Annotated in this window: 16 protein-coding genes; 11 read left to right on the top strand and 5 right to left on the bottom strand. The window is 72.7% G+C overall.

All coding sequences use genetic code 11. From position 1 onward, the window contains the following. Positions 1–478 precede the first annotated feature (478 nt). The gene (gene gltB, locus PUR61_RS27340) at positions 479–5065 is read left to right on the top strand and encodes a glutamate synthase large subunit (RefSeq protein WP_329882201.1); all 4587 of its coding nucleotides are present in this window, start codon (positions 479–481) and stop codon (positions 5063–5065) included. Further along, entirely contained in the window at positions 5058–6518 is a 1461-nt protein-coding gene (locus tag PUR61_RS27335; RefSeq protein ID WP_329882085.1) for a glutamate synthase subunit beta, read from the top strand. Before gltB ends, PUR61_RS27335 begins: the two co-directional genes overlap by 8 nt. A 206-nt stretch (positions 6519–6724) precedes the next feature. Here PUR61_RS27335 and PUR61_RS27330 read toward each other — a convergent pair whose 3' ends face one another. Then, positions 6725–7702 (bottom strand): winged helix-turn-helix domain-containing protein, encoded by a 978-nt coding sequence (locus PUR61_RS27330; protein ID WP_329882084.1) that lies wholly within the window; start codon positions 7700–7702, stop codon positions 6725–6727. A gap of 94 nt (positions 7703–7796) precedes the next feature. Here PUR61_RS27330 and PUR61_RS27325 point away from each other — a divergent pair, with 94 nt between their 5' ends. The 7 genes from PUR61_RS27325 (at position 7797) to PUR61_RS27295 (ending at position 14836) form a co-directional block, all read left to right on the top strand. After that, positions 7797–9062 (top strand): MFS transporter, encoded by a 1266-nt coding sequence (locus tag PUR61_RS27325; RefSeq protein WP_329882083.1) that lies wholly within the window; start codon positions 7797–7799, stop codon positions 9060–9062. A gap of 248 nt (positions 9063–9310) precedes the next feature. Next, a complete protein-coding gene (locus tag PUR61_RS27320) occupies positions 9311–10177 on the top strand; it encodes a helix-turn-helix domain-containing protein (protein ID WP_329882082.1) in 867 nt (288 codons plus the stop codon). An 81-nt stretch (positions 10178–10258) separates the two neighbouring features. Continuing rightward, positions 10259–11716, top strand: coding sequence for an aldehyde dehydrogenase family protein (locus PUR61_RS27315; RefSeq protein WP_329882081.1), 1458 nt, complete (start codon positions 10259–10261; stop codon positions 11714–11716). A 148-nt stretch (positions 11717–11864) separates the two neighbouring features. Further along, on the top strand, positions 11865–12719 hold the full coding sequence (locus PUR61_RS27310; RefSeq protein ID WP_329882080.1) for an SAM-dependent methyltransferase: 855 nt from the start codon (positions 11865–11867) through the stop codon (positions 12717–12719). Between the two features lie 37 nt (positions 12720–12756). After that, on the top strand, positions 12757–13134 hold the full coding sequence (locus PUR61_RS27305; RefSeq protein ID WP_329882079.1) for a hypothetical protein: 378 nt from the start codon (positions 12757–12759) through the stop codon (positions 13132–13134). Between the two features lie 25 nt (positions 13135–13159). Beyond that, positions 13160–13648 (top strand): MarR family winged helix-turn-helix transcriptional regulator, encoded by a 489-nt coding sequence (locus PUR61_RS27300; RefSeq protein WP_443035243.1) that lies wholly within the window; start codon positions 13160–13162, stop codon positions 13646–13648. Between the two features lie 96 nt (positions 13649–13744). After that, complete coding sequence (locus PUR61_RS27295; protein WP_329882078.1) at positions 13745–14836, top strand: NAD(P)/FAD-dependent oxidoreductase; 1092 nt, start codon at positions 13745–13747, stop codon at positions 14834–14836. 142 nt (positions 14837–14978) lie between these two features. On the opposite strand, the gene PUR61_RS27290 is transcribed toward PUR61_RS27295, so the two are convergent. Further along, positions 14979–15914 (bottom strand): AraC family transcriptional regulator, encoded by a 936-nt coding sequence (locus tag PUR61_RS27290; RefSeq protein ID WP_329882077.1) that lies wholly within the window; start codon positions 15912–15914, stop codon positions 14979–14981. A 49-nt stretch (positions 15915–15963) separates the two neighbouring features. Beyond that, positions 15964–16890, bottom strand: coding sequence for an NADP-dependent oxidoreductase (locus PUR61_RS27285; RefSeq protein ID WP_329882076.1), 927 nt, complete (start codon positions 16888–16890; stop codon positions 15964–15966). 211 nt (positions 16891–17101) lie between these two features. Between PUR61_RS27285 and PUR61_RS27280 the strand changes: the two genes are divergently transcribed. Then, positions 17102–18004 (top strand): MerR family transcriptional regulator, encoded by a 903-nt coding sequence (locus PUR61_RS27280; RefSeq protein ID WP_329882075.1) that lies wholly within the window; start codon positions 17102–17104, stop codon positions 18002–18004. Further along, positions 18001–19023, top strand: a complete 1023-nt coding sequence (locus PUR61_RS27275) for a BtrH N-terminal domain-containing protein (RefSeq protein ID WP_329882074.1) — start codon at positions 18001–18003, stop codon at positions 19021–19023. Before PUR61_RS27280 ends, PUR61_RS27275 begins: the two co-directional genes overlap by 4 nt. A 7-nt stretch (positions 19024–19030) precedes the next feature. On the opposite strand, the gene PUR61_RS27270 is transcribed toward PUR61_RS27275, so the two are convergent. Both PUR61_RS27270 and PUR61_RS27265 read right to left on the bottom strand, forming a co-directional pair. Next, on the bottom strand, positions 19031–19459 hold the full coding sequence (locus PUR61_RS27270; RefSeq protein WP_329882073.1) for a hypothetical protein: 429 nt from the start codon (positions 19457–19459) through the stop codon (positions 19031–19033). A gap of 155 nt (positions 19460–19614) precedes the next feature. After that, positions 19615–21441, bottom strand: coding sequence for a bifunctional metallophosphatase/5'-nucleotidase (locus tag PUR61_RS27265; RefSeq protein ID WP_329882072.1), 1827 nt, complete (start codon positions 21439–21441; stop codon positions 19615–19617). Positions 21442–21851 lie beyond the last annotated feature (410 nt).

Genomic DNA, 21851 nt, shown 5'->3' with positions numbered 1-21851 from the left:
GGGGCCGCTCGGCCGGCCCGGTCGGGCCGGCCCGAGGGCTGGGCGGGTGTGCGGGCGGCGCCGTAGGATGGTACGGAAGTGTGCATGATTATGCGGACGACTGCGTGACGTTCCGCACATGAAGTCCGGATGCGACCTTGCCTAGTCTCACCATTCGGGCTCGGGGTCCGACGATTCGCATCCTGGGATCGACTCCGGGGATGGATTCGCAGGCGGCCATGATCGGCCTCTGTGGCGTGCGGGTTTCGCCCCTGTTTCGGGCCGCCGAACGCCGGGCACAATCGTCGGTACGTGCGCTGCTGCACGTCCTCTCATTGCACCCTTGACCTGCGGATCAGTCCGCGATGTGGACTCGATATTCCGCTACCCGGGTTCTTGGGCATCATGTAACTTGCATGAAATCGCATCAGGGCCAACGTCGTCCCTACTGCACCAGCTTCGAAAGACGACGACGGGAGAGCCGATGCTGTCTGCATCCATGCACTCCGCCAACGAGCCCCAGGTCGGCGCCGCGCGCCCGCCGTACGCGCTCGTTCCGGATGCGCGACCTGCTGCTCAGGGCCTGTACGACCCGCGAAACGAGCACGACGCCTGTGGCGTCGGTTTCGTCGCCACGCTGACCGGCATCGCCGACCACACCGTCGTCGAGCAGGCGCTGACCGTCCTGCGCAACCTGGAGCACCGCGGTGCGACCGGCGCCGAGCCGGACTCCGGCGACGGTGCGGGCATCCTCACCCAGGTCCCGGACGCCTTCCTGCGCGCCAGGACCTCCTTCGAGCTCCCGGCGGCCGGCGCCTACGCGGTCGGCATCGCCTTCCTGCCCGACGAGGACGCCGCCGACGCGGCCGCCGTCGCGCAGATCGAGACCATCGCCGCCGAGGAGGGCCTGACCGTCCTCGGCTGGCGCGACGTCCCGGTCACCCCGGACCTGCTGGGCGCCACCGCCCGCAGCGTGATGCCGCGCTTCCGGCAGATCTTCCTGAGCAAGGACGGCGTCGAGGGCATCGTCCTCGACCGGATCGCCTTCGTCGTCCGCAAGCGCTCCGAGCGTGAGGCCGGTGTCTACTTCCCCTCGCTCTCCGCCCGCACCGTCGTCTACAAGGGCATGCTGACCACCGGCCAGCTGGAGCCCTTCTTCCCCGACCTGTCGGACCGGCTCTACGCCTCCGCGCTCGGTCTGGTGCACTCGCGCTTCTCCACCAACACCTTCCCGAGCTGGCCGCTCGCCCACCCGTACCGCTTCGTCGCGCACAACGGCGAGATCAACACGGTCAAGGGCAACCGGAACTGGATGACCGCCCGGGAGTCCCAGCTCGCCACCGACCTGATCCCCGGCGACCTCGGGCGGATCTTCCCGATCTGCACCCCGGACCACTCCGACTCGGCCTCCTTCGACGAGGTCCTGGAGCTGCTCCACCTCGGCGGCCGGTCGCTGCCGCACTCGGTGCTGATGATGATCCCGGAGGCGTGGGAGAACCACGCCACCATGGAGCCGGCCCGCCGTGCGTTCTACCAGTACCACTCCAACCTGATGGAGCCCTGGGACGGCCCGGCCTGCGTCACCTTCACCGACGGCACCCAGATCGGCGCCGTGCTGGACCGCAACGGTCTGCGCCCGGCCCGGTACTGGATCACCGAGGACGGCCTGGTCGTCCTCTCCTCCGAGGTCGGCGTGCTCGACATCGACCAGGAGAAGGTCGTCCGGAAGGGCCGGCTGCAGCCCGGCAAGATGTTCCTCGTCGACACCGCCGAGCACCGCATCGTCGACGACGAGGAGATCAAGTCGGCGCTGGCCTCCGAGCACCCCTACGCGGAGTGGGTCGAGGCCGGCCAGATCCAGCTCGCCAAGCTCCCCGAGCGCGAGCACATCGCGCACACCCACGCCTCGGTCACCCGCCGCCAGCAGACCTTCGGCTACACCGAGGAGGAGCTGCGCGTCATCCTCGCGCCGATGGCCAGGACCGGCGGCGAGGCGCTCGGCTCGATGGGCACCGACTCGCCGATCGCCGCGCTGAGCGAGAAGCCCCGCCTGCTGTTCGACTACTTCGTGCAGCTCTTCGCGCAGGTCACCAACCCGCCGCTGGACGCCATCCGCGAGGAGCTGGTCACCTCCCTGCTCTCCAACCTCGGCCCCGAGGGCAACCTGCTGGCCGCCGAGGCCGCCGCCTGCCGCTCCGTCGGCATCACCTTCCCGGTGATCGACAACGACGAGCTGGCCAAGCTGGTCCACATCAACGCCGACGGCGACCAGCCCGGCCTCAAGGCCGTCACGCTGTCCGGCCTGTACAAGGTCTCCAGCGCAGGCGAGGGCCTGGCCGCCCGGCTCGCCGCGATCGCCGCCGAGGCCGACGCCGCGATCGCCGACGGCGCCCGGATCATCGTGCTCTCCGACCGGCACTCGGACGCCGAGCACGCCCCGATCCCCTCGCTGCTGCTCACCTCGGCCATCCACCACCACCTGATCCGCACCAAGCAGCGCACCCAGGTGTCGCTGCTGGTCGAGGCCGGCGACGTCCGCGAGGTGCACCACGTCGCCCTGCTGATCGGCTACGGCGCCGGCGCGGTCAACCCGTACCTGGCCATGGAGTCGGTCGAGGACCTCGTCGCCCAGGGCGTCTTCATCGAGGGCGTCGAGTCCGAGAAGGCGATCAAGAACCTGATCAAGGCGCTCGGCAAGGGCGTGCTGAAGGTGATGTCCAAGATGGGCATCTCCACCGTCGCCTCCTACCGCGGCGCCCAGGTCTTCGAGGCGATCGGCCTCTCCCAGGAGCTGGTGAACGGCTACTTCGCCGGCACCACCACCAAGCTCGGCGGCATCGGCCTGGACGAGATCGCCCGCGAGACCGCCGCCCGGCACGCCAAGGCGTACCCGGCCTCCGGCATCCCCGCCGCGCACCGCGCGCTGGACATCGGCGGCGAGTACCAGTGGCGCCGCGAGGGCGAGCCGCACCTGTTCGACCCGGACACCGTGTTCCGGCTCCAGCACTCCACCCGCAACCGCCGGTACGACATCTTCAAGCAGTACACGGACCGGGTGAACGAGCAGTCCGAGCGGCTGATGACGCTGCGCGGCCTGTTCCGGCTGGACGGCCTCGGCCGCACCCCGATCTCCGTCGACGAGGTCGAGCCGGTCTCCGAGATCGTCAAGCGGTTCTCCACCGGCGCCATGTCGTACGGCTCGATCTCCCTGGAGGCGCACGAGACCCTGGCGATCGCGATGAACCGCCTCGGCGCCAAGTCCAACACCGGTGAGGGCGGCGAGGACCCGGACCGCCTGTACGACCCGGAGCGCCGTTCGGCGATCAAGCAGGTCGCCTCCGGCCGGTTCGGCGTCACCTCCGAGTACCTGGTCAACGCGGACGACATCCAGATCAAGATGGCCCAGGGCGCCAAGCCCGGCGAGGGCGGTCAGCTGCCCGGCCACAAGGTCTACCCGTGGGTCGCCAAGACCCGGCACTCCACTCCGGGTGTCGGTCTGATCTCGCCGCCGCCGCACCACGACATCTACTCGATCGAGGACCTGGCGCAGCTGATCCACGACCTCAAGAACGCCAACCCGGCGGCCCGCATCCACGTGAAGCTGGTCTCCGAGGTCGGCGTCGGCACGGTCGCGGCCGGCGTCTCCAAGGCGCACGCGGACGTGGTCCTGGTCTCCGGCCACGACGGCGGCACCGGCGCCTCGCCGCTCACCTCGCTGAAGCACGCCGGTGGTCCCTGGGAGCTCGGCCTCGCCGAGACCCAGCAGACCCTGCTGCTCAACGGTCTGCGCGACCGCATCGTCGTCCAGACCGACGGCCAGCTGAAGACCGGCCGCGACGTCGTCATCGCCGCGTTGCTCGGCGCGGAGGAGTTCGGCTTCGCGACCGCTCCGCTGGTCGTCTCCGGCTGCATCATGATGCGCGTCTGCCACCTGGACACCTGCCCGGTCGGCGTCGCCACCCAGAACCCGGTGCTCCGCGAGCGGTTCTCCGGCAAGCCCGAGTTCGTGGTCAACTTCTTCGAATTCATCGCCGAGGAGGTCCGGGAGATCCTGGCCGAGCTGGGCTTCCGCACGATCGAGGAGGCCGTCGGCCACGCCGAGCACATCAACGCACAGGCCGCGGTCGACCACTGGAAGGCCGCCGGGCTCGACCTGGCCCCGCTCTTCCACGTCCCCGCGCTGCCCGAGGGCGCCTCGCTCCACCGCACCACCACGCAGGACCACGCGCTCGACAAGGCGCTCGACAACCAGCTGATCGACCTGGCGCAGGACGCCCTGGAGAACGGCGACGCCGTCCGCATCCAGCTGCCGATCCGCAACGTCAACCGGACCGTCGGCACCATGCTCGGCCACCACGTGACCAAGCGGTACCGCGGTGAGGGCCTGCCGGAGGGGACCATCGACGTCACCTTCACCGGCTCGGCCGGCCAGTCCTTCGGCGCCTTCGTGCCCCGCGGCATCACGCTCCGGCTGGAGGGCGACGCCAACGACTACGTCGGCAAGGGCCTGTCGGGCGGTGTGATCGTGGTCCGCCCGGCCCGCGACGCCGCCGCCATCGGCAACGACGCGCAGAACCACGTCATCGCCGGCAACACCATCGGCTACGGCGCCACCAGCGGCCGGATCCACCTGCGCGGCAAGGCCGGTGAGCGGTTCGCCGTCCGCAACTCGGGCGCCACCCTGGTCGTCGAGGGCGTGGGCGACCACGGCCTGGAGTACATGACCGGCGGGCGGGTCGTCGTCCTCGGTGAGACCGGGCGCAACCTGGCGGCCGGCATGTCCGGCGGCATCGCCTACGTGCTCGACCTGCGGCCGGCCAACGTCAACGACGGCATGGTGGGCATCGAGGCCCCCACCGCCGCCGACCGGGACTGGCTGCGCGAGACCGTGCAGCAGCACTACGAGGAGACCGGCTCCACCGTCGCCGCCGAGCTCCTGGCGGACTGGGGCAGCGGTGTCTCCCGCTTCTCCACGATCATGCCGACCGACTACAAGGCAGTGCTCGCCGCCAAGGACGCCGCTGAGCGCGATGGCCTCTCCGAGGCCGAGACCACTCGCAAGATGATGGAGGCGGCACATGGCTGACCCCAAGGGCTTCCTGACCACGCCCAAGCAGCTGGCCGAGCGCCGTCCCGTGGACGTCCGTCTGCGGGACTGGAACGAGGTCTACGTCGAACGCAGCCTCCTGCCGATCATCACCAAGCAGGCCGGCCGCTGCATGGATTGCGGCATCCCGTTCTGCCACAACGGCTGCCCGCTCGGGAACCTCATCCCCGAGTGGAACGACCTCGCCTACCGGGACGAGTGGTCCGGTGCCATCGAGCGTCTGCACGCGACCAACAACTTCCCGGAGTTCACCGGTCGCCTCTGCCCGGCGCCGTGCGAGTCGGCGTGCGTCCTCGGCATCAACCAGGACGCGGTGACCATCAAGAACGTCGAGGTCACCATCATCGACAAGGCCTGGGACCGGGGCGGCGTCACCGCCCAGATCCCGGAGCGGCTCTCCGGCAAGACGGTCGCCGTGGTCGGCTCCGGGCCGGCCGGCCTGGCCGCCGCCCAGCAGCTCACCCGGGCCGGGCACACCGTCGTGGTGTACGAGCGGGCCGACCGGATCGGCGGCCTGCTGCGCTACGGCATCCCCGAGTTCAAGATGGAGAAGCGCCACATCAACCGCCGCGTCGAGCAGATGCGGGCGGAGGGCACCCGGTTCCGCACCGGCGTGCACGTGGGCGAGGACATCACCGGGCAGCAGCTGCGCGAGCGCTTCGACGCCGTCGTCGTCGCCGCCGGTGCGACCACCGCCCGTGACCTGCCGGTGCCCGGGCGCGAGCTCAAGGGCGTCCACCAGGCCATGGAGTACCTGCCGCTGGCCAACAAGGTGCAGGAGGGCGACTTCGTCGAGGCCCCGATCAGCGCCAAGGGCAAGCACGTCGTCGTCATCGGCGGCGGCGACACCGGCGCCGACTGCGTCGGCACCGCCCACCGGCAGGGCGCGGCCTCCGTCACCCAGCTGGAGATCATGCCGCGGCCCGGCGAGGACCGCCCCGGCAACCAGCCCTGGCCGACCATGCCGATGACCTACAAGGTCACCTCCGCGCACGAGGAGGGCGGCGAGCGGATCTACTCCGTCTCCACCACCCACTTCAGCGGTGACGAGGACGGCAACGTGCAGGAGCTGCACCTCGTCGAGGTGGAGTTCAGGGACGGGAAGTTCGAGCAGGTTCCCGGCAGCGCGCGGGCCCTCCCGGCGCAGCTGGTCACCCTGGCCATGGGCTTCACCGGCACCGACGTGAAGAACGGCCTGGTCGAGCAGCTGGGCGTGGACCTCGACGCACGGGGTAATGTTGCCCGTGACGGTCGTTTCGCCACCAACGTCGATGGCGTGTACGTCTGCGGCGACGCCGGGCGTGGCCAGTCCCTGATCGTCTGGGCCATCGCGGAGGGCCGTTCGGCCGCCGCGGCCGTGGACGCGTACCTGGGCGGCAAGACCCCGCTGCCCGCCCCGATCCGGCCGACCGACCGCCCGCTGGTGGTCTGACGCACCCCTGAACCGCCCGGCGCCGCATCGCCGGGTTGCACCGAGCCGCATCCCGCCAGAGTCGCCGGGCCACCGCGGTCCCTGGCGCCTGCCCTCTCCCCGACCAGTCAGAGGGCAGGCGCCGCTGTGCGTTCCCGCGCGGCGGTGCCCCCGCACGGCGGTCCGGCTCCCGCACGGCGGTCCGGCCGTCGCCGTGGTCGCGTCGGCTAGCGGCCGTCCAGCAGGAGTTCGGACGCCTCGGTGCGGGCGTACAGCACCGTGCGGCCGGTGCGGTGCCGGGCGGTGAGGCCGGCCCCGCGCAGGGCCGTGAGGTGGTGGGAGACGTTGGCGGGGGAGAGGCCGGTCCGGGCGGCCAGCTCGGTGGTGGAGGCGGGCGCGGCGAGTTCGGCGAGCAGCCGGGCGCGGGTGCGGCCGATGACCCGGGCCAGCCCCTCGGGGACGGTGGGGCCGGTGGTCTCCCAGAGCGTGGCCACGCCCCGGGGCGGGTAGACCAGGCCGGGCTGGCCGGCGTTCCCGCTCTGCCAGACCATGCCGGGCCAGATGAACGCGCACGGGACCAGCACCAGCCCCCGGCCCGCGTCCAGCCGCTCCTCGATGTCGTAGCGGCGCTGGGCCAGCGTCAGCCGGCCGTCCCGCCAGCTCACCTTGTGGTGCAGCCCCTCGAACAGCGCCGCCGGCCCCGCCGCCGCCATCCGCCGCGCCCGGTACAGGATCTCGCCCTCCGCCAGCCGCTCGATGCGGGGCCAGTACGGCGCGACGGCCACCGCCCAGTACGCCCGGACCTCGGCCACCAGCCGGGCGATGCCGGCCCCGGGGTCGGCCCGCAGTGCGGCGACCAGCGGGGGCAGCGGTTCGGCCAGCGGGGCGAGGCCGGTGCGGACGGCGGCGGGCGTGGTGGAGGCCAGGAGGGCCAGCTCGGTCTCCAGGTCGGGCGCGGTGGCGGACGGCATCGGGATGAGGAAGCCGGGCAGGTGCCAGGCCGGCATCGGGACGAGCTGGGAGAGCAGGTCGTGGCGGACGCCGGCCGCGGCCAGCCGCTCGCGGGTGCGGCGCACCCACGGCAGGTGGACGGCCTTGGCGCCCGGGTCCTTGAGGACCTGGACGCTGGTCACCACCTCCAGGAGGCGCGAGCACGCGAACCGGGTGGCGGCGACGTCCTGGGCGGAGAAGTCCAGGGTGAGCACGAGGTCCTCCGGCGGGGAGCGGGGAGCGAGCGGCGAGGATTCGAGCAGGGTCGAATCTCTGGGCGCGGTCGATCATCGCCGAAAGGCTCGGCCCATGACCACCACCGTTGCGCCTGTCGCACTCCGGGACCGCCTCGGACTCCCCGTCACCACCGGCCGCCACCGGCTGATCGCCGCCCACCTCGTGGACAGCCTCGGCACCGGTCTGATCCTCGCCTTCACCCTCGTCTACTTCGCCCGCACCACCTCCCTCACCGTGCCGGCGATCGGCGCCGCCGTCTCCGCCGCCCGGTTGCTGGCGCTGCCCACCGCGATCGTCGTCGGCCCGCTGATCGACCGTTACGGCGCCCGGACCACGGCCGTCTGCGGCAACGCACTCTCCGCCGTCGCCTTCGCGGGCTACCTGGTCGCCGGGCAGCTGTGGCAGATCGTGCTGGTCTGCCTGCTGGCCCAGATCGGGCACGTCGGCTACTGGACGTCCAGCAGCGGGCTGGTGGTGCTCGCCTCGGCCGAGGGCGAGCGGACCCGCTGGTTCGCGCTCGTCCAGACCCTGCGCAACACCGGGATGGGGCTCGGCGGGGCCCTGGGCGCCGTCCTGGTGGCCGGGGGCGGCACGGGCGGGCTGCGGGCGCTGGTGGTGCTCAACGCGGTCAGCTTCGCCCTGGCCTCGGCCATGCTGGCCTCCTGGCGCCCGGCGGCCGCTGCGGCCCCGGGGAGGGGCCCGGACGGGGCCGCGGGGGCGGACCGGGGCGCGGCGCCCGCCGCCCGCGAGCGCGGCGGCTACCGGGCGGTGCTCCGGGACCGGCGGTACCTGCTGCTGGTGGCCGTCAACCTCACCTTCGTCTTCGGCTCGATGATCATCAGCATGCTGCTGGCCGTCTACCTGGTCGAGGGCCTGCACCGGGAGGCCTGGGTGGCCGGCTCGCTGCTCGTCCTCAACGGCGTCCAGGTGGTGCTCACCCAGAGCGCCGTCGCCCGCCGGCTGGAACGGTTCCGGCCGACCCGGGTGGTGGCGGCCGGCGCGCTGCTCAACGCCGTCGCCTTCGGCCTCTTCGCCGCCGTGGCCGCCGCCCCCGGCTGGGCCGTCCTGGCCGGCCTCTACCTGGCGATGGCCGTCTACAACCTCGCCGAGACCGTCTCCACCCCCTACGCCGAGGAACTCTCCGTCTCGCTCGCCGACCCGGCCCGCCGCGGCCGCTACCTCGCCGTCTACCAGCTCTCCTGGAACCTCGGCCAGGCCGTCGCCCCCGGACTCCTCACCCTCCTCCTCGGCCACGGCACCGCGCTGCCCTGGATCTTCCTGCTCGTCCTGAGCCTGGCCGCCGTTCCCGCCCTGATGCGGCTGGAACGCTTGCGGTGACCGGGATCCGGGGATGTCCAGAGGGCCGTCCGACGGCTAGAGTGCAATCCGAGCAGCTACGGGACAACTACCGCGCGTGTCCGGGCGGCAGGTCGGCCCCGGGCGCGAAGCCGACGGCGGCCGGGTCACCGGGGACCGCGTCGGGCGGGCTGTTCGCGGGGGCGTACCGAGGACTGTTGTTTGTCGGTCCCTGATGGAAGACTGCGGCCGACGGCCGGGGGGCTGCGCGAGGTGCGGAGGTTGAGGCGATGAGTGCGACTCAGGCGGGCGGCGGTGCCACGGTGCGGCGTCTGCTGCTGGGGTCACAGCTGCGCCGGCTCCGGGAGGCGAGGGGAGTCAGCCGCGAGGAGGCCGGGTACTCGATCCGGGCCTCCGAGTCGAAGATCAGCCGGATGGAGCTCGGCCGGGTCGGCTTCAAGGAGCGCGACGTCGCCGACCTGCTGACGCTGTACGGCGTCGAGGCGGAGCAGGAACGGGCCTCGGTACTGGGGCTGGTCCGCGCCGCCAACGCCACCTCCTGGTGGCAGGGGTACGGGGACGTCCTGCCGGGCTGGTTCCAGAACTACCTGGGGCTGGAGGAGGCGGCCACCCTGATCCGCAGCTACGAGGTCCAGTTCGTGCACGGGCTGCTGCAGACCGCCGACTACGCGCGGGCGGTGATCACCCACGGCGGGCACGTCACCGAGGCGGAGGAGATCGAGCGCCGGGTGGAGGTGCGGCTCAAGCGGCAGGCGGTGCTGACCGCCGAGCAGTCGCCCCGGCTGCTCGCGGTGCTGGACGAGGCCGTGCTGCGTCGCCCCTGGGGCGGGCCGGAGCTGATGCGGGCCCAGGTCGACCGGCTGCTGGAGCTGACCGAACTGCCCAACGTGGTGCTCCAGGTGATGCCGCTGGGGTTCGGCGGCCTGCGGGCGGAGGGCGGCGCGTTCTCCGTGCTGACCTTCGACGACCAGGACCTCCCCGACATCGTCTACCTGGAGCAGTTCACCACCGCGCTCTACCTGGACAAGCCGGCCGAGGTGGCCGAGTACGCCGGTGCGATGGACGGCCTGCTGGCCGACAGTCTCTCCCTCGACCGGACACGGGAACTTCTTCGCTCCGTACGCCAAGAGCTGTAGACGCTCAGTACGATGAGCCTCGATCAGATCTGATCGCGAACTGCTCGCGGGCGTTCACGAATCGGCACGAGAGGGACTTAGATGTCGTACCTTTCCGAGTTGGCGCTGCAGTACATCGACGGCGAGTGGCGCAATGGCAGCGGCTCCTGGGACATCGTCGACGTCGACCCGTTCACCGGTGACAAGATCGCCACCGTCACGGTCGCCACCGTCGACGAGGTCGACCAGGCGTACCGGGCCGCCGAACGGGCGCAGAAGGAGTGGGCGGCCACCAACCCGTACGCCCGCCGGCTGGTCTTCGAGCGCGCGCTGCGGATCGTCGAGGAGCGCGAGCAGGAGATCACCGAGGCCATCATGGTCGAGCTCGGCGGCACCGCGCTCAAGGCCGGGTTCGAACTCGCCCTCACCAAGGACATGCTGCGCGAGGCGATGCAGCTGGCGCTGCGCGCCGAGGGCCGGCTGCTGCCCTCGCCGGTCGACGGCAAGGAGAACCGGCTCTACCGCCTGCCGGTCGGCGTGGTCGGCGTGATCAGCCCGTTCAACTTCCCGCTGTTCCTCTCGATCAAGGCCGTGGCGCCCGCGCTGGCGCTCGGCAACGGCGTGGTGCTCAAGCCGCACCAGGAGACCCCGGTGGTCGGCGGCACCCTGCTCGCCAAGATCTTCGAGGAGGCGGGCCTGCCGGCCGGCCTGTTCAACGTCGTGGTCACGGACATCGCCGAGATCGGCGACGCGTTCATCGAGCACCCGGTGCCGAAGGTGATCTCCTTCACCGGCTCCGACAAGGTCGGCCGGCACGTCGCCACCGTCGCCGCCTCGCACTTCAAGCGGACCGTGCTGGAGCTGGGCGGCAACAGCGCGCTGATCGTGCTGGACGACGCCGACCTCGACTACGCGGTCGCCGCCGCCGTGTTCAGCCGCTTCGCCCACCAGGGCCAGGTCTGCATGGCCGCCAACCGGATCCTCGTCGACCGCAGCGTGGCGGAGGAGTTCACCGCCAGGTTCGTCGCCAAGGTCGCCGGCCTGAAGGTCGGCGACCCCAAGGACCCGGCCACCCAGATCGGCCCGCTGATCAACCCCGTCCAGGCTGCCGCCATCGGGGCCGAGGTCGACCAGGCGCTCGCCGCCGGCGCCACGGCGCTGCTGCGCGGCGAGACCAACGGCAGCCTGATGGACCCGGTCGTCCTCGGCGACCTGCCGGCCGACGCGCCGATCCTGCGGCGCGAGCTGTTCGGGCCGGTGGTGCTGGTGGTGCCGTTCGACGGCGAGGACGAGGCGGTGCGGATCGCCAACGACACCCCGTTCGGGCTCAGCGGCGCGGTGCACACCGCCGACGTCGAGCGCGGCGTGCGGGTGGCGCAGCGGATCGAGACCGGCATGATCCACGTCAACGACGGCACGATCGCGGACGAGGCGATCGTGCCCTTCGGCGGGGAGAAGAACTCGGGCGTCGGCCGGCTCAACGGCGAGTCCACGGTCGACGCGTTCACCACGGTGAAGTGGATCTCGATCCAGCACGGACGCAGCCGCTTCCCGTTCTGAGGCGCCGCGGCCGGTGCGGCCGTACGGGCCCGGCCGTCCCCCCGCCGTGGCGGGCGGACGGCCGGGTTCCACCTTGTTTCCGTAGGTGTACGGCAGATGCCCTATGCTGCCCGGCATATGACCGGAACGGACCCAGGGGGTATCGGGGATGACCGACTATCAGGAGATCGGCCGGGACTGGCTCGTCGGCGGTGAGGGCGACGAGGCCCGCCCGCCCACCGACCTCCGTCCGGAGATCCCGCACCCCGCCCGGATGTACGACTACTACCTCGGGGGCAAGGACAACTTCCCCGCCGACCGCGCGGCCGCGGAGAAGGTCCTCGCGATCAGCCCGCTGGTGCGGATCAGCGCCGTCGCCAACCGGGCCTTCCTCGGCCGCGCCGTGCGACAGCTCGCCACCGAGGGCATCCGGCAGTTCGTCGACGTCGGCACCGGGATCCCGAGCGCCGGCAACACGCACGAGATCGCCCAGGCGGTGAACCCCGACGCGCGGGTGGTCTACCTGGACAACGATCCGATCGTGCTGGTCCACGGGCGCGCCCTGCTGAGCGGAACCGCCGCCGGGAGCACCTCCGTGGTCCAGGCCGACCTGCGTGACCCCGCGGCGATCCTGGCGACCCCCGAGGTGCGCAGGGCGCTCGACTCCGGGGAGCCGATCGGCCTGCTGCTCGTCGCCGTGCTGCACTTCGTCGACGAGGAGCGCGACCCGTACGGCATCGTGCGCACCCTCGTGGACGCGCTGCCGGCCGGCAGCCGCCTCGTCCTCTCGCACGGCACTCTCGACTTCACCCCCGACGTCGACGCCTCCCGCGGCCCGGCCGTCTACCGCAGCGCCACCGCACAGCTGACCATGCGCAGCCGCGCGCAGGTGCTGCGCTTCTTCGACGGCCTGGACCTGGCCGAGCCCGGCCTGGTCACCGCGCCGCTCTGGCGCCCCGACGGGCCCGAGCAGTCCACCGACTCCCAGGTGGGCATCTGGGCGGGCGTCGGCGAGAAGCGGTAGGGCGGCGGTCCCGGCCTCGCGGCCGTCGGGCCGACGGGTGGCGGAGCAGTTCGGCGGGCACGTGGTTGCCGCCCGGCTCGACGGTGGCGATCGGGACGTAGGTGAGGTCGGGACTGCGGAGCTTGCCGGTGCGGGGCGAGGCGAGGTCGGTGTTCCCGCGGGGCATCGGATCGGCGGGGCGGCGGGCGTCGGACCGGCGGCGGACGAGCAGCAGGTTCCGCTGGTGGATCACGGACGGCCGGCCGTCATGATGATCTCGTCGCCGGTGGCCTCGATCCTCCACCCCGACGGAGGGGTGAGGCTCTACGCGCGGGCCGGCAACCAGGCGTGCCGTTCGGCGGCGTGGACTCTGGTCATGCGGTCATTCTCGGACGCGGCGGGCTGCGTCACGGATAGTTCGTACCGCGAATTGTAAGGTGCCCGACTGCTAGTCTGGGCGGGTGGACAAGAGTGATGACGACCGGATCGGGATCGTGGGGGCGCTGGTGCGGACGGCGTTCCTGGTGGACACGGTGTACACGGAGTCCGCGCGGGACCACGGGATCACGCCGCAGCAGGGTCAGCTGCTCTGCGTGCTGATGGCGCGGTCGTTCGTGATGGGTGAGCTCGGGTCGGTCCTGCGGCTGGCCAAGTCGAGCCTCACCGGCCTGGTCGACCGCACCGAGCGCAACGGTCTGGTGCGGCGGGAGAGCTGCGCGGAGGACGCGCGCGCGGTGCGGGTCGCGCTGACGCCCGAGGGTGCCGTGCTGGCCGAGGAGTTCCACACCGAGACCTGCCGCCGGATCGAGGCGCTGCCGGACGGCCTGGCCCCCGGCGAGCGGGAGGTGCTCACCGACCTGCTCGGCCGGGTGGTGCTGGACAACAAGGTGCCCGCGGTCTTCGGAGAGTCGGGCGTAGGCGTCGGGGGGTGCGCCGGCCACACGTGCTGAGGCCCGGCTTTTCGCCGGAAGGGGTTGCAGTTCGCGAAACGAACTAATATGTTCGTGGAGCGAACTGCAACTCTTTTCTGCTTGGGGGCAAGGGACATGAGTCGTACCGTTGTAGTGGTCGGCGGAGGGTACGGGGGAACCGCGGTGGCCAAGGCGCTCGACGCCGAGGCCGACGTCGTCCTGATCGACCCGCGCGACGCCTTCGTCAACGCCGTCGGGTCGCTGCGGGCGCTCGTCCGGCCCGACTGGGCGGGCAACATCTTCTTCCCGTACGACACGCTGCTCGCCCGGGGCGAGGTGATCCGCGACCGTGCCGCCTCGGTGGACCCCGGCGGCGTCACCCTGGCCTCCGGCCGACGCGTCGAGGCCGACTACCTGGTGCTCGCCACCGGCTCGACCTACGCCTACCCGGCCAAGCCCACCGCCGACTCCGCCGGCGAGGCGCTGGAGCACCTCCACGGGACCCACAAGGAACTGGCCGCCGCCGCCCGGGTCCTGATCGTCGGCGCCGGACCGGTCGGGCTGGAGCTCGCCGGCGAGATCAAGGAGGTCTGGCCGACGAAGGACGTCACCGTCCTCGACCCGGCCGACCGGCTGCTCCCGGCCTTCCTGCCCGAGGTGCGCGAGGACCTGCACCGGCAGCTGGACGAGCTGGGCGTGCGGCTTCGCCTGGGCACCGGCCTCGCCGGGCAGCCCGCCACCGAACCGGGCCGGGCCGGGGAGTTCACCGTCGCCACCACGGACGGCGCGGAGATCACCGCCGACATCTGGTTCCGCGCGTACGGCGTGCGGGTCAACAGCGACTACCTCGCCGACGGCCTGCTGCTGGAGCGCACCGAGCTGGGCCAGGTCCGGGTCGGCGAGACCCTCGCCGTCGAAGGCCACCCGCACGTGTACGCGGTCGGCGACCTCACGGACGTCGCCGAGCCCAAGATGGCGGGCAACGCGGGCCGGCACGCCGAGGTGGTGGCGCGGAACATCCTCGCCCAGCTGAAGGGCGAGCCGGCCGAGGCGGTCTACCAGCCGCTGTCCCACGCGGCGATGCTGGTGCCGCTGGGCCCGCGGGGCGGTGTCGGCCAGCTGCCCGGACCCGACGGGCCGTTCTTCGCCCCGGCGGCCACGGTCGCCCAGTACAAGGGCGGCGACCTGTTCACCGCGCAGTACATCGAGCTGTTCGGCAGGGTCTGAGCCGCACCGTTCGCCGAGCCGCACCGTCCGGGCGCGCGGGGGGACTGCGGCGCCCGGGCGGGAGGCCGCCACCCCCGTTCCGCCGCCCCCGTTCCGCCGCCCCCGTTCCGGCGCGCCCGGCGGGGGCCCCGGCGGGCAGGCCCTACGCCGTGCGGGCCTCGCGGCGGTAGCCGCCGGGGGCCTGCCCGTACTCGCGCTTGAACGCCTTGGCGAAGGCGTACTCCGAGCCGTAACCGGTCTGGGCGGCGACGGTGGTGAGCGGGGCCTCGGACTCGCGCAGCAGCCGGGCGGCCGTGGTCATCCGCCACCGGGTGAGGTAGGCCATGGGCGGCTCGCCGACGAGGTGGGTGAAGCGGCGGGCGAAGGCCGCCCGGGAGAGGCCCACGCGGCCCGCCAGGGACTCCACCGTCCACGCGGTGGACGGCGCCTCGTGGATGGCGGTGAGCGCCGGGGCGACGGCCGCGTCGCCGAGGGCCGCCGCCCAGCCGGCGGCCGTCGCCGCAGGCCGGTCCTCGAACCACGCCCGCAGGATGTAGAGGAGCAACGAGTCGATCAGGGCCGGGACGATACCGGTCGAGCCGATCCTGGGGTTCTCCAGCTCGGCGCCCAACAGCTGCACGGCCGCGCTGAGTTCGGGGTGCCGGCCGTGCCGGGTCGGCAGGTGGATGATCTCCGGCAGCTGGCGCACCAAGGGGTGCGGGCGCCCCTGGTCCAGGTGGTAGTTGCCGCACAGCAGGCTGGTGCGCGGCCCGTCGCCGCCGATGGAGACCGTGCCGATCGGCAGGCTCGGCCGGAACTGGTCCGGCCGTTCCGGGACGGCCGGGGTGTCCGGGTGGTCGGCGAGGATGTGGCCGCGACCGTCCCGCAGGAAGACCACGTCCCCCGGGCTGAGCGCGACCGGCGCCAGCCCGGGGGCGTCGTCCAGCGGGACCAGCCAGCACGTTCCGTACAGCACCACGTGGAACCCGGCGCCCGCGACCGGGGGAAGACGCAGCCCCCAGGGCGCCCGCCCCTCGGTGCGGACGGAGGTGGGCTGCCCCGTCCGCATCGAGCTCAACGCCTCGGTCAGGATGTCCACGTGTTCTCCCCGGTCAGGTGACGCATGTCCGCAGCCTAGAAGCCCGGGCTCAGGCGACGGTGAGGACGATCTTGCCCTGGGTCCGCCCCGAGGCGATCAGCTCGTGGGCCTTGCCCGCCTCCTCCAGCGGGAAGGTGTCGGCGATGTGCGGCCGGATCCGGCCCTCGTCGACCAGCTTGGCGATCGCCTCCAGCGAGGCGTAGTCCGGCTCCACCGAGATACCCGCGAACCGGCGCCCGGCGGCCTCCACCTCGGCGGCGAGCGCGGTGTTCCAGTGCTCCATGATCGAGACGAGCACGCCGCCCGGCCGCAGCACCCGCAGTGAGGCGGTGCCCTGCGAAGAGGAGTCGAAGACCACGTCGACCTCGCCGACCGCCTCCAGGTAGCCGTCGGCCCGGTAGTCGATCACCTCGTCGGCGCCGAGTCCGCGCACGAACGCGTGCTTCGGCTCGCTCGCCAGCGCGATCACGTGGGCGCCCCGGGCCGTGGCGATCTGGACGGCGAGGTGGCCGACGCCGCCCGCCGCACGGTGGATCAGCACCCGCTCGCCCTCGGAGAGCCGCGCCGCGTCCACCAGGCCCTGCCAGGCGGTCAGCGCCGCCAGCGGCAGGGCCGCCGCCTGCACGTGGTCCAGCGAGGCGGGCTTGCGGGCCACCTGGCGGGACGGGACCGCCACGTACTCGGCGTAGCCGGTGGCGGCCCGCGGGAAGAACGGCAGCCCGAACACCTCGTCGCCCGGCTTGAAACGGGCGCCCGGGCCGACCGCCTCGACCACGCCCGAGATGTCCCAGCCGACCCCGAACGGCGGCTCGCCGAGCAGCGGGTAGTTGCCCGAACGGACCGCCGCGTCCACCGGGTTGACGCCGCTGGCGTGGACCCGGACGAGAACCTCGGCGCCGAGCGGGGAGGGACGGTCGATCTCGACGACCTCCAGGACCTCCGGGCCGCCGACGGACTTCTGGATGACTGCGCGCATGGGACTGTTCCTTCTCTGCCGGGGCGATCCGCTGGTGACGTCTCCAACAGTAGGAAGGCCGTGAGCGCGGATGAATATCCTGCTGTCTCCGGAAGATGTCCCAGCGTCTCGCCGGCCGGCCGCCTGGGCCCGTCCGGACGGCCCAGGCCGTCCGCTCGGGCGGCCCCGCCGAAGTGGACTCTCCCCCGGAGGGAGGGTCCACGATGGCGGGGTGCCAGACCACGACGAACTCCTCACCATCGGGCGCTTCGCCCGGCTCTGCCGTCTGAGCGTCAAACAGCTCCGCCACTACGACGAGACCGGCCTGCTGGCCCCCGCCCGGGTCGACGCCGCCACCGGCTACCGCTACTACGCGCCCGGGCAGGCCCGTGACGCCCTCACCATCGTGCTGCTGCGCGAACTCGACCTCCCGCTGGCGGTGATCGCCGCCACCCTCTGCGCCGAGCCTCCCGACCGCGCGCGCCTGCTGCGCGCCGAACGCGACCGCGTCGCCGAACGGATCACCCGCGACCGGGCCCGGCTGGACCTGCTGGAACGTCTCGCCGACGGCGGCGGTCTGCCCGGCTACGAGGTCGTCCGCGGCCGGGAGCCGGACCGGCGGCTCGCGGTGGTTCGGGCGACCGCCGGGCCCGCGGAGCTGGGGGAACGGGTCGGCGCGTGCGTCGGGGCGCTGCTGGCCGGTCTCGCCGGTCCGGGCGGACCGGGTGACCCGCAGTGGAGCCCCCCGCTCTGGGGTCTGTTCCCGCTGGACCTGGGGGACGGGATGCGGATCGCCGTCGGGGCGGAAGTGGAGGCGGCGCTACCGGCGACGGAAGGCGTCGGGACGCCGGTCGGGACGCAGGCCGGGGCGCCGGAGGGGTCACCGGAGGGGGGACGGGTGGAGCGGGGCCTCGCGTACGAGGTGCTGCCCGGCGGGCCGGTCGTCGAGACCGTGCACCACGGCCCGTACTCCCGACTGCCGCTCGCCTACCACGCGCTGCTCTCCGCCGTGCACGAGCGCGGGCTGCGCCCGGTGCCCCCGGTCCGGGAGGCGTACCTGGTCGGCCCCGGTGAGGCGCCGGACGAGGAATGGATGACCAGGTTGGTCGTACGGGTCGAGGAGGACGCGACATGACGGAGCCGCGCGGGGCGAAGCACTGCGAGACGACCGCCCTGGGGGTGCTGCTGCGCCACGAGGGCCTGGACCTGTCCGAACCGATGCTGTTCGGGCTCGGGGCCGGGCTGTCGTTCGTCTACTGGGACGGCAAGGGCCTGGACTTCCCGTTCCTCGGCGGCCGGGTCAGGCCGTTCGAACTGACCCGGAACCTGGCCGGGCGCCTCGGGCTGGAGCTCGTGGTCAAGGAGACCGGATCCGCGCGCCGGGCCTGGGAGAACGTGGCCGCCGAACTCGACGCCGGCCGGCCGGTCGGGCTCCAGGTGGACAGCTACCACCTGGAGTACTTCACCTCGAAGGTCCACTTCGGCGGGCACGTCGTCGCGATGTACGGCCATGACGGCCGGGACGCGCACCTGGTCGACACCGAGCAGCAGGGCGGCGCCGTCACCACCAGCCTCGCCTCGCTGGCCGCGGCGCGCGCCGAGCGCGGGCCGATGACGGCGCGGAACCGCTCGTTCACGCTCGCCCTGCGGGGCGAACCGGCCGGGTTCCAGGGGCCGTTGGCGCGGGAGAGGCTGGTGCGGGAGGCGATGGTGCCCGCGCTCACCGCCTGCGCCGACGCGTTCCTCCACCCACCGATCGCCAACCTCGGCCACCGGGGTGTCGACAAGGCGGCGGCGCTGGTGCCGGGCTGGCAGGCGCGCGCCGACCGGCCGGAGATCCGACTGCCGCAGGCCGCCCGGATGATGGAGCTGGCCGGTACCGGTGGCGCGCTGTTCCGCAACCTTTACCGGGGCTTCCTCGGCGAGTGCGTGGAACTCCTGGACGACCCGCGCATCCGGGTCGCCCACGCGCAGTACGCGGAGGCGGCGCGGGGCTGGACGGAGGTGGCCCGGCTGGTGGCCGCCGCCGGCACCTCCGGTGAGGCGGCGCAGCTGGTCGAGGCGGGCGCGCTGCTGCGGGAGCTGGCGGCCCTGGAACGTTCGGCGATGGGGGAGTTGACCCGGCTGGGGGAGTTGAGCCGGCTGGGGGAGTGAACGCCCGCTAGCCGGGGGGCAGTTCGCCGACCCGGGTGACGGCGGCCCGGGATGTCCGGCAGTGCCACCAGGCCGTCCCGTCCGGTCCGCCGGCGGCCGGTTCCAGCAGGTGGGTGTGCCCCGGGCAGGGCGGCCACTGGACGAACTCGTAACCGGCCAGGTGGTCCTGGACCTGCTCCGCCACGTACGCGGTGAGCGGGCCGGGCGGGAGGTAGGGGTCCGTGTCGTGGGTGAACAGCGGGTGCTGTGCGCCCAGCCCCAGCAGGAAGCCGGAGTAGTGCTCCTCCGCGAGCTCCCAGCGGACGCCCGGTGGCAGCTCGCGGTCGGCGAGCGTGCGCAGCAGGTCCCGCCCCACCAGGGTGCAGGGCTCGCGGAACTCGGCCGGCACGGTGGCCGGGGGCTCGCCGTCCAGCGGCCAGCTGGCGATGATGCGCATGCCGACAGGCTAACGGCGGGCGGCACGGACGGGAACAGGCCCCGGGGCGAGGGCCCCGGGGCCTGTTCCTTCGATGCGTACGGCGGACGCGGCGGCGCGGCGGTCCGCCGGTCCTCCCGTGGGAGGGTCCGCGAAAGCGTCCGCAGGAGTCCGGCCTAGAAGACCGGTTGGCCGGCGCGGACCAGGCGCCACGACGCGGTGTGGAAGTCCGCCGGGTCGATGACGCCCTTCTCCTTCACCCACCCGATCATCGCGTTGCGGATCTCGTCGGAGTTGGCCCACAGCTTCTGGGCGGCCGCGACGTGCGGGAAGTTGCCGCCGCCGTTGGCGCGGTAGTTGTTGACCGCGAGGACGAACTGCGCCTGCGGGTCGATCGGCTTGCCCTCGAAGCTGAGGCCGACGATCCGGGAGCCGACCGGCTGGGCGATGTCGATGTCGTACGAGACGCCGTACACCGCGTCGTAGTTGTAGTCCGGGGTGTTCTGCGCGTTGGTCAGGGCGGCCCGGTCGATCGGCGCGCCGGGGGCGACCTGGGCGTAGTACTTCGCCGAGTACTCCAGGTAGTCCTTGATCTGAGCCCCCGTCAGGACGCGGGCCTCCAGGGTGTTCTCGTAGATGTACAGGCCGGCGGCGTCGCGCAGCTTGACCTGGCCGGCCGGGATGACGGCGGTGCGGTTGAACGGCGCGGCCTGGGCGAGGACCGGCAGCTCGGCGTACTGGCCGCCGGCCAGTGCGGCCCGGACCACGTCGGCCTGGACCCGGCCGATGAGGTCGATGATCGGCGTGTCCCGGAACGGGGCCTCGGCGATCGAGAGCTCGATCGCGGCGGTGCCGATGACCTGGTTGACGTACTCGACGACCTTCCTGTGCTGGTCGGTCATCAGGTCGACGATCTCCGGGTCCTCCGGGACGGTGTTGGAGTTCAGCACCCGGGCCGAGAGCGAGACGACCTTCCAGACGCCCTTGTCCAGCTCGACCTCGAAGTCGAAGCAGGTCAGCCGCTGGCCCCAGCAGAGCGGCTCGGAGAGCACGACGGCCTTGCCGGTCTCCTTGTTGGCGATCAGCCGCTGCGGGATCTCCTTGTGGGCGTGGCCGACCAGGATCGCGTCGATGCCGGGCACCTGCTCGGCGAGCGCGCCGGAGGCGTTCTCCGCCCACGGCAGCTGGTCGCCGTACGAGGTGGCCTCGTCGATGCCGGAGTGGCAGGCGACGACGACGACGTCCGCGCCGGCCGCCTTCAGCCGGGGCACCCAGACCTTGGCGGTCTCGACGATGCCCGGGAAGGTCATCTTTCCGGCGACGTTCGCCTTGTCCCAGATCGCGATGCCCGGGTTGGTGAGGCCGAGGATACCGACCTTGAGGGCCGGGCCGTTGCCCAGCTTCAGCTTGCGGATCACGTACGGCGGGAAGGCCGGCTTGTCGTTGCGGGCGTTCAGCGCGTTGGCGCCGAGCAGCGGGAAGTCGAGCTGCTCCTCGAAGGCGCGCAGGGTGTCGATGCCGTAGTTGAACTCGTGGTTGCCGAGCGCGGCGGCGGTGTACTCCATGGTGTTCATGGCGAGCGCCATCGGGTGCTCGGGCGCGGTGTCGGCCTCGGTGGCGATCGGCTCGACCCGGGCGTAGTAGTAGGTCAGCTGGGTGCCCTGGATGGTGTCGCCGGCGTCGATCAGCAGGGTGCGGTCCCAGCCCTTCTCCTCGCGGACCTGCTTGGCCAGCGTGGAGATCTTGGCGAGGCCGACCTCGTTGTGCGCCTTGTCCGCGTAGACCGCGTCGGTGAAGTAGTCCCAGTTGAGCACCCGGCCGTGCAGGTCGGTGGTGCCCATGACGGTGAAGGACTGCCGCTTGTTCCGGCCCTTGGCGCGGGCCTCCTCCGGACCGGCGGCCGCGGCCGGGGAGGCGGCGGCCAGGCCGGCGCTGCCGGCCAGCGCGGCGCCCGCGGCGGTGGCGGCGGACCGGGCGACGAAGTCACGGCGGTTCAGGGGCATGGACGACTCTCCCGGTGGGGACGGCGGAACGGATCGTCAACAAGGGCCGACGACGGCCGACGGTAGCGGCCCACAGGCTCTGTGACGCGCGTAGAGGTACGCGCGTAGAAGTGTGCCGTGCGCCCCCGGCGATGGGTAGCCCCCCGAGCTGTCCGGCAGGTGAGATCTTGGCGACTCGTTCGTGACGCGGGCGGGCGGGTGCTGTTGGCCCCCCCCCCCCCCCCGCCCCCAAACCCGCCCCCCCCCCCGGCGGCCCCCCCCCCCCCCCGGCCCCACCCGCGCGCGGGCCCGCTTGCTCCCGGGGGGGGCGCGGGGGCCAACAGCACCCGCCCGCCCGCGTCACGAACGAGTCGCCAAGATCTCACCTGCCGGACAGCTCGGGGGGCTACCCATCGCCGGGGGCGCACGGC

Source organism: Streptomyces sp. BE20 (assembly GCF_036322525.1).
Taxonomy (GTDB): domain Bacteria; phylum Actinomycetota; class Actinomycetes; order Streptomycetales; family Streptomycetaceae; genus Kitasatospora.
This window is presented reverse-complemented; position numbering and strand designations above follow the sequence as displayed.

Bases quoted from the DNA above. Each gene is read 5' to 3' on its own strand.
- gltB (WP_329882201.1), top strand. From the start codon at position 479: ATGCACTCCGCCAACGAGCCCCAGGTCGGCGCCGCGCGCCCGCCGTAC.
- PUR61_RS27335 (WP_329882085.1), top strand. From the start codon at position 5,058: ATGGCTGACCCCAAGGGCTTCCTGACCACGCCCAAGCAGCTGGCCGAG.
- PUR61_RS27325 (WP_329882083.1), top strand. From the start codon at position 7,797: ATGACCACCACCGTTGCGCCTGTCGCACTCCGGGACCGCCTCGGACTC.
- PUR61_RS27320 (WP_329882082.1), top strand. From the start codon at position 9,311: ATGAGTGCGACTCAGGCGGGCGGCGGTGCCACGGTGCGGCGTCTGCTG.
- PUR61_RS27315 (WP_329882081.1), top strand. From the start codon at position 10,259: ATGTCGTACCTTTCCGAGTTGGCGCTGCAGTACATCGACGGCGAGTGG.
- PUR61_RS27310 (WP_329882080.1), top strand. From the start codon at position 11,865: ATGACCGACTATCAGGAGATCGGCCGGGACTGGCTCGTCGGCGGTGAG.
- PUR61_RS27295 (WP_329882078.1), top strand. From the start codon at position 13,745: ATGAGTCGTACCGTTGTAGTGGTCGGCGGAGGGTACGGGGGAACCGCG.
- PUR61_RS27285 (WP_329882076.1), bottom strand. From the start codon at position 16,890: ATGCGCGCAGTCATCCAGAAGTCCGTCGGCGGCCCGGAGGTCCTGGAG.
- PUR61_RS27275 (WP_329882074.1), top strand. From the start codon at position 18,001: ATGACGGAGCCGCGCGGGGCGAAGCACTGCGAGACGACCGCCCTGGGG.
- PUR61_RS27270 (WP_329882073.1), bottom strand. From the start codon at position 19,459: ATGCGCATCATCGCCAGCTGGCCGCTGGACGGCGAGCCCCCGGCCACC.
- PUR61_RS27265 (WP_329882072.1), bottom strand. From the start codon at position 21,441: ATGCCCCTGAACCGCCGTGACTTCGTCGCCCGGTCCGCCGCCACCGCC.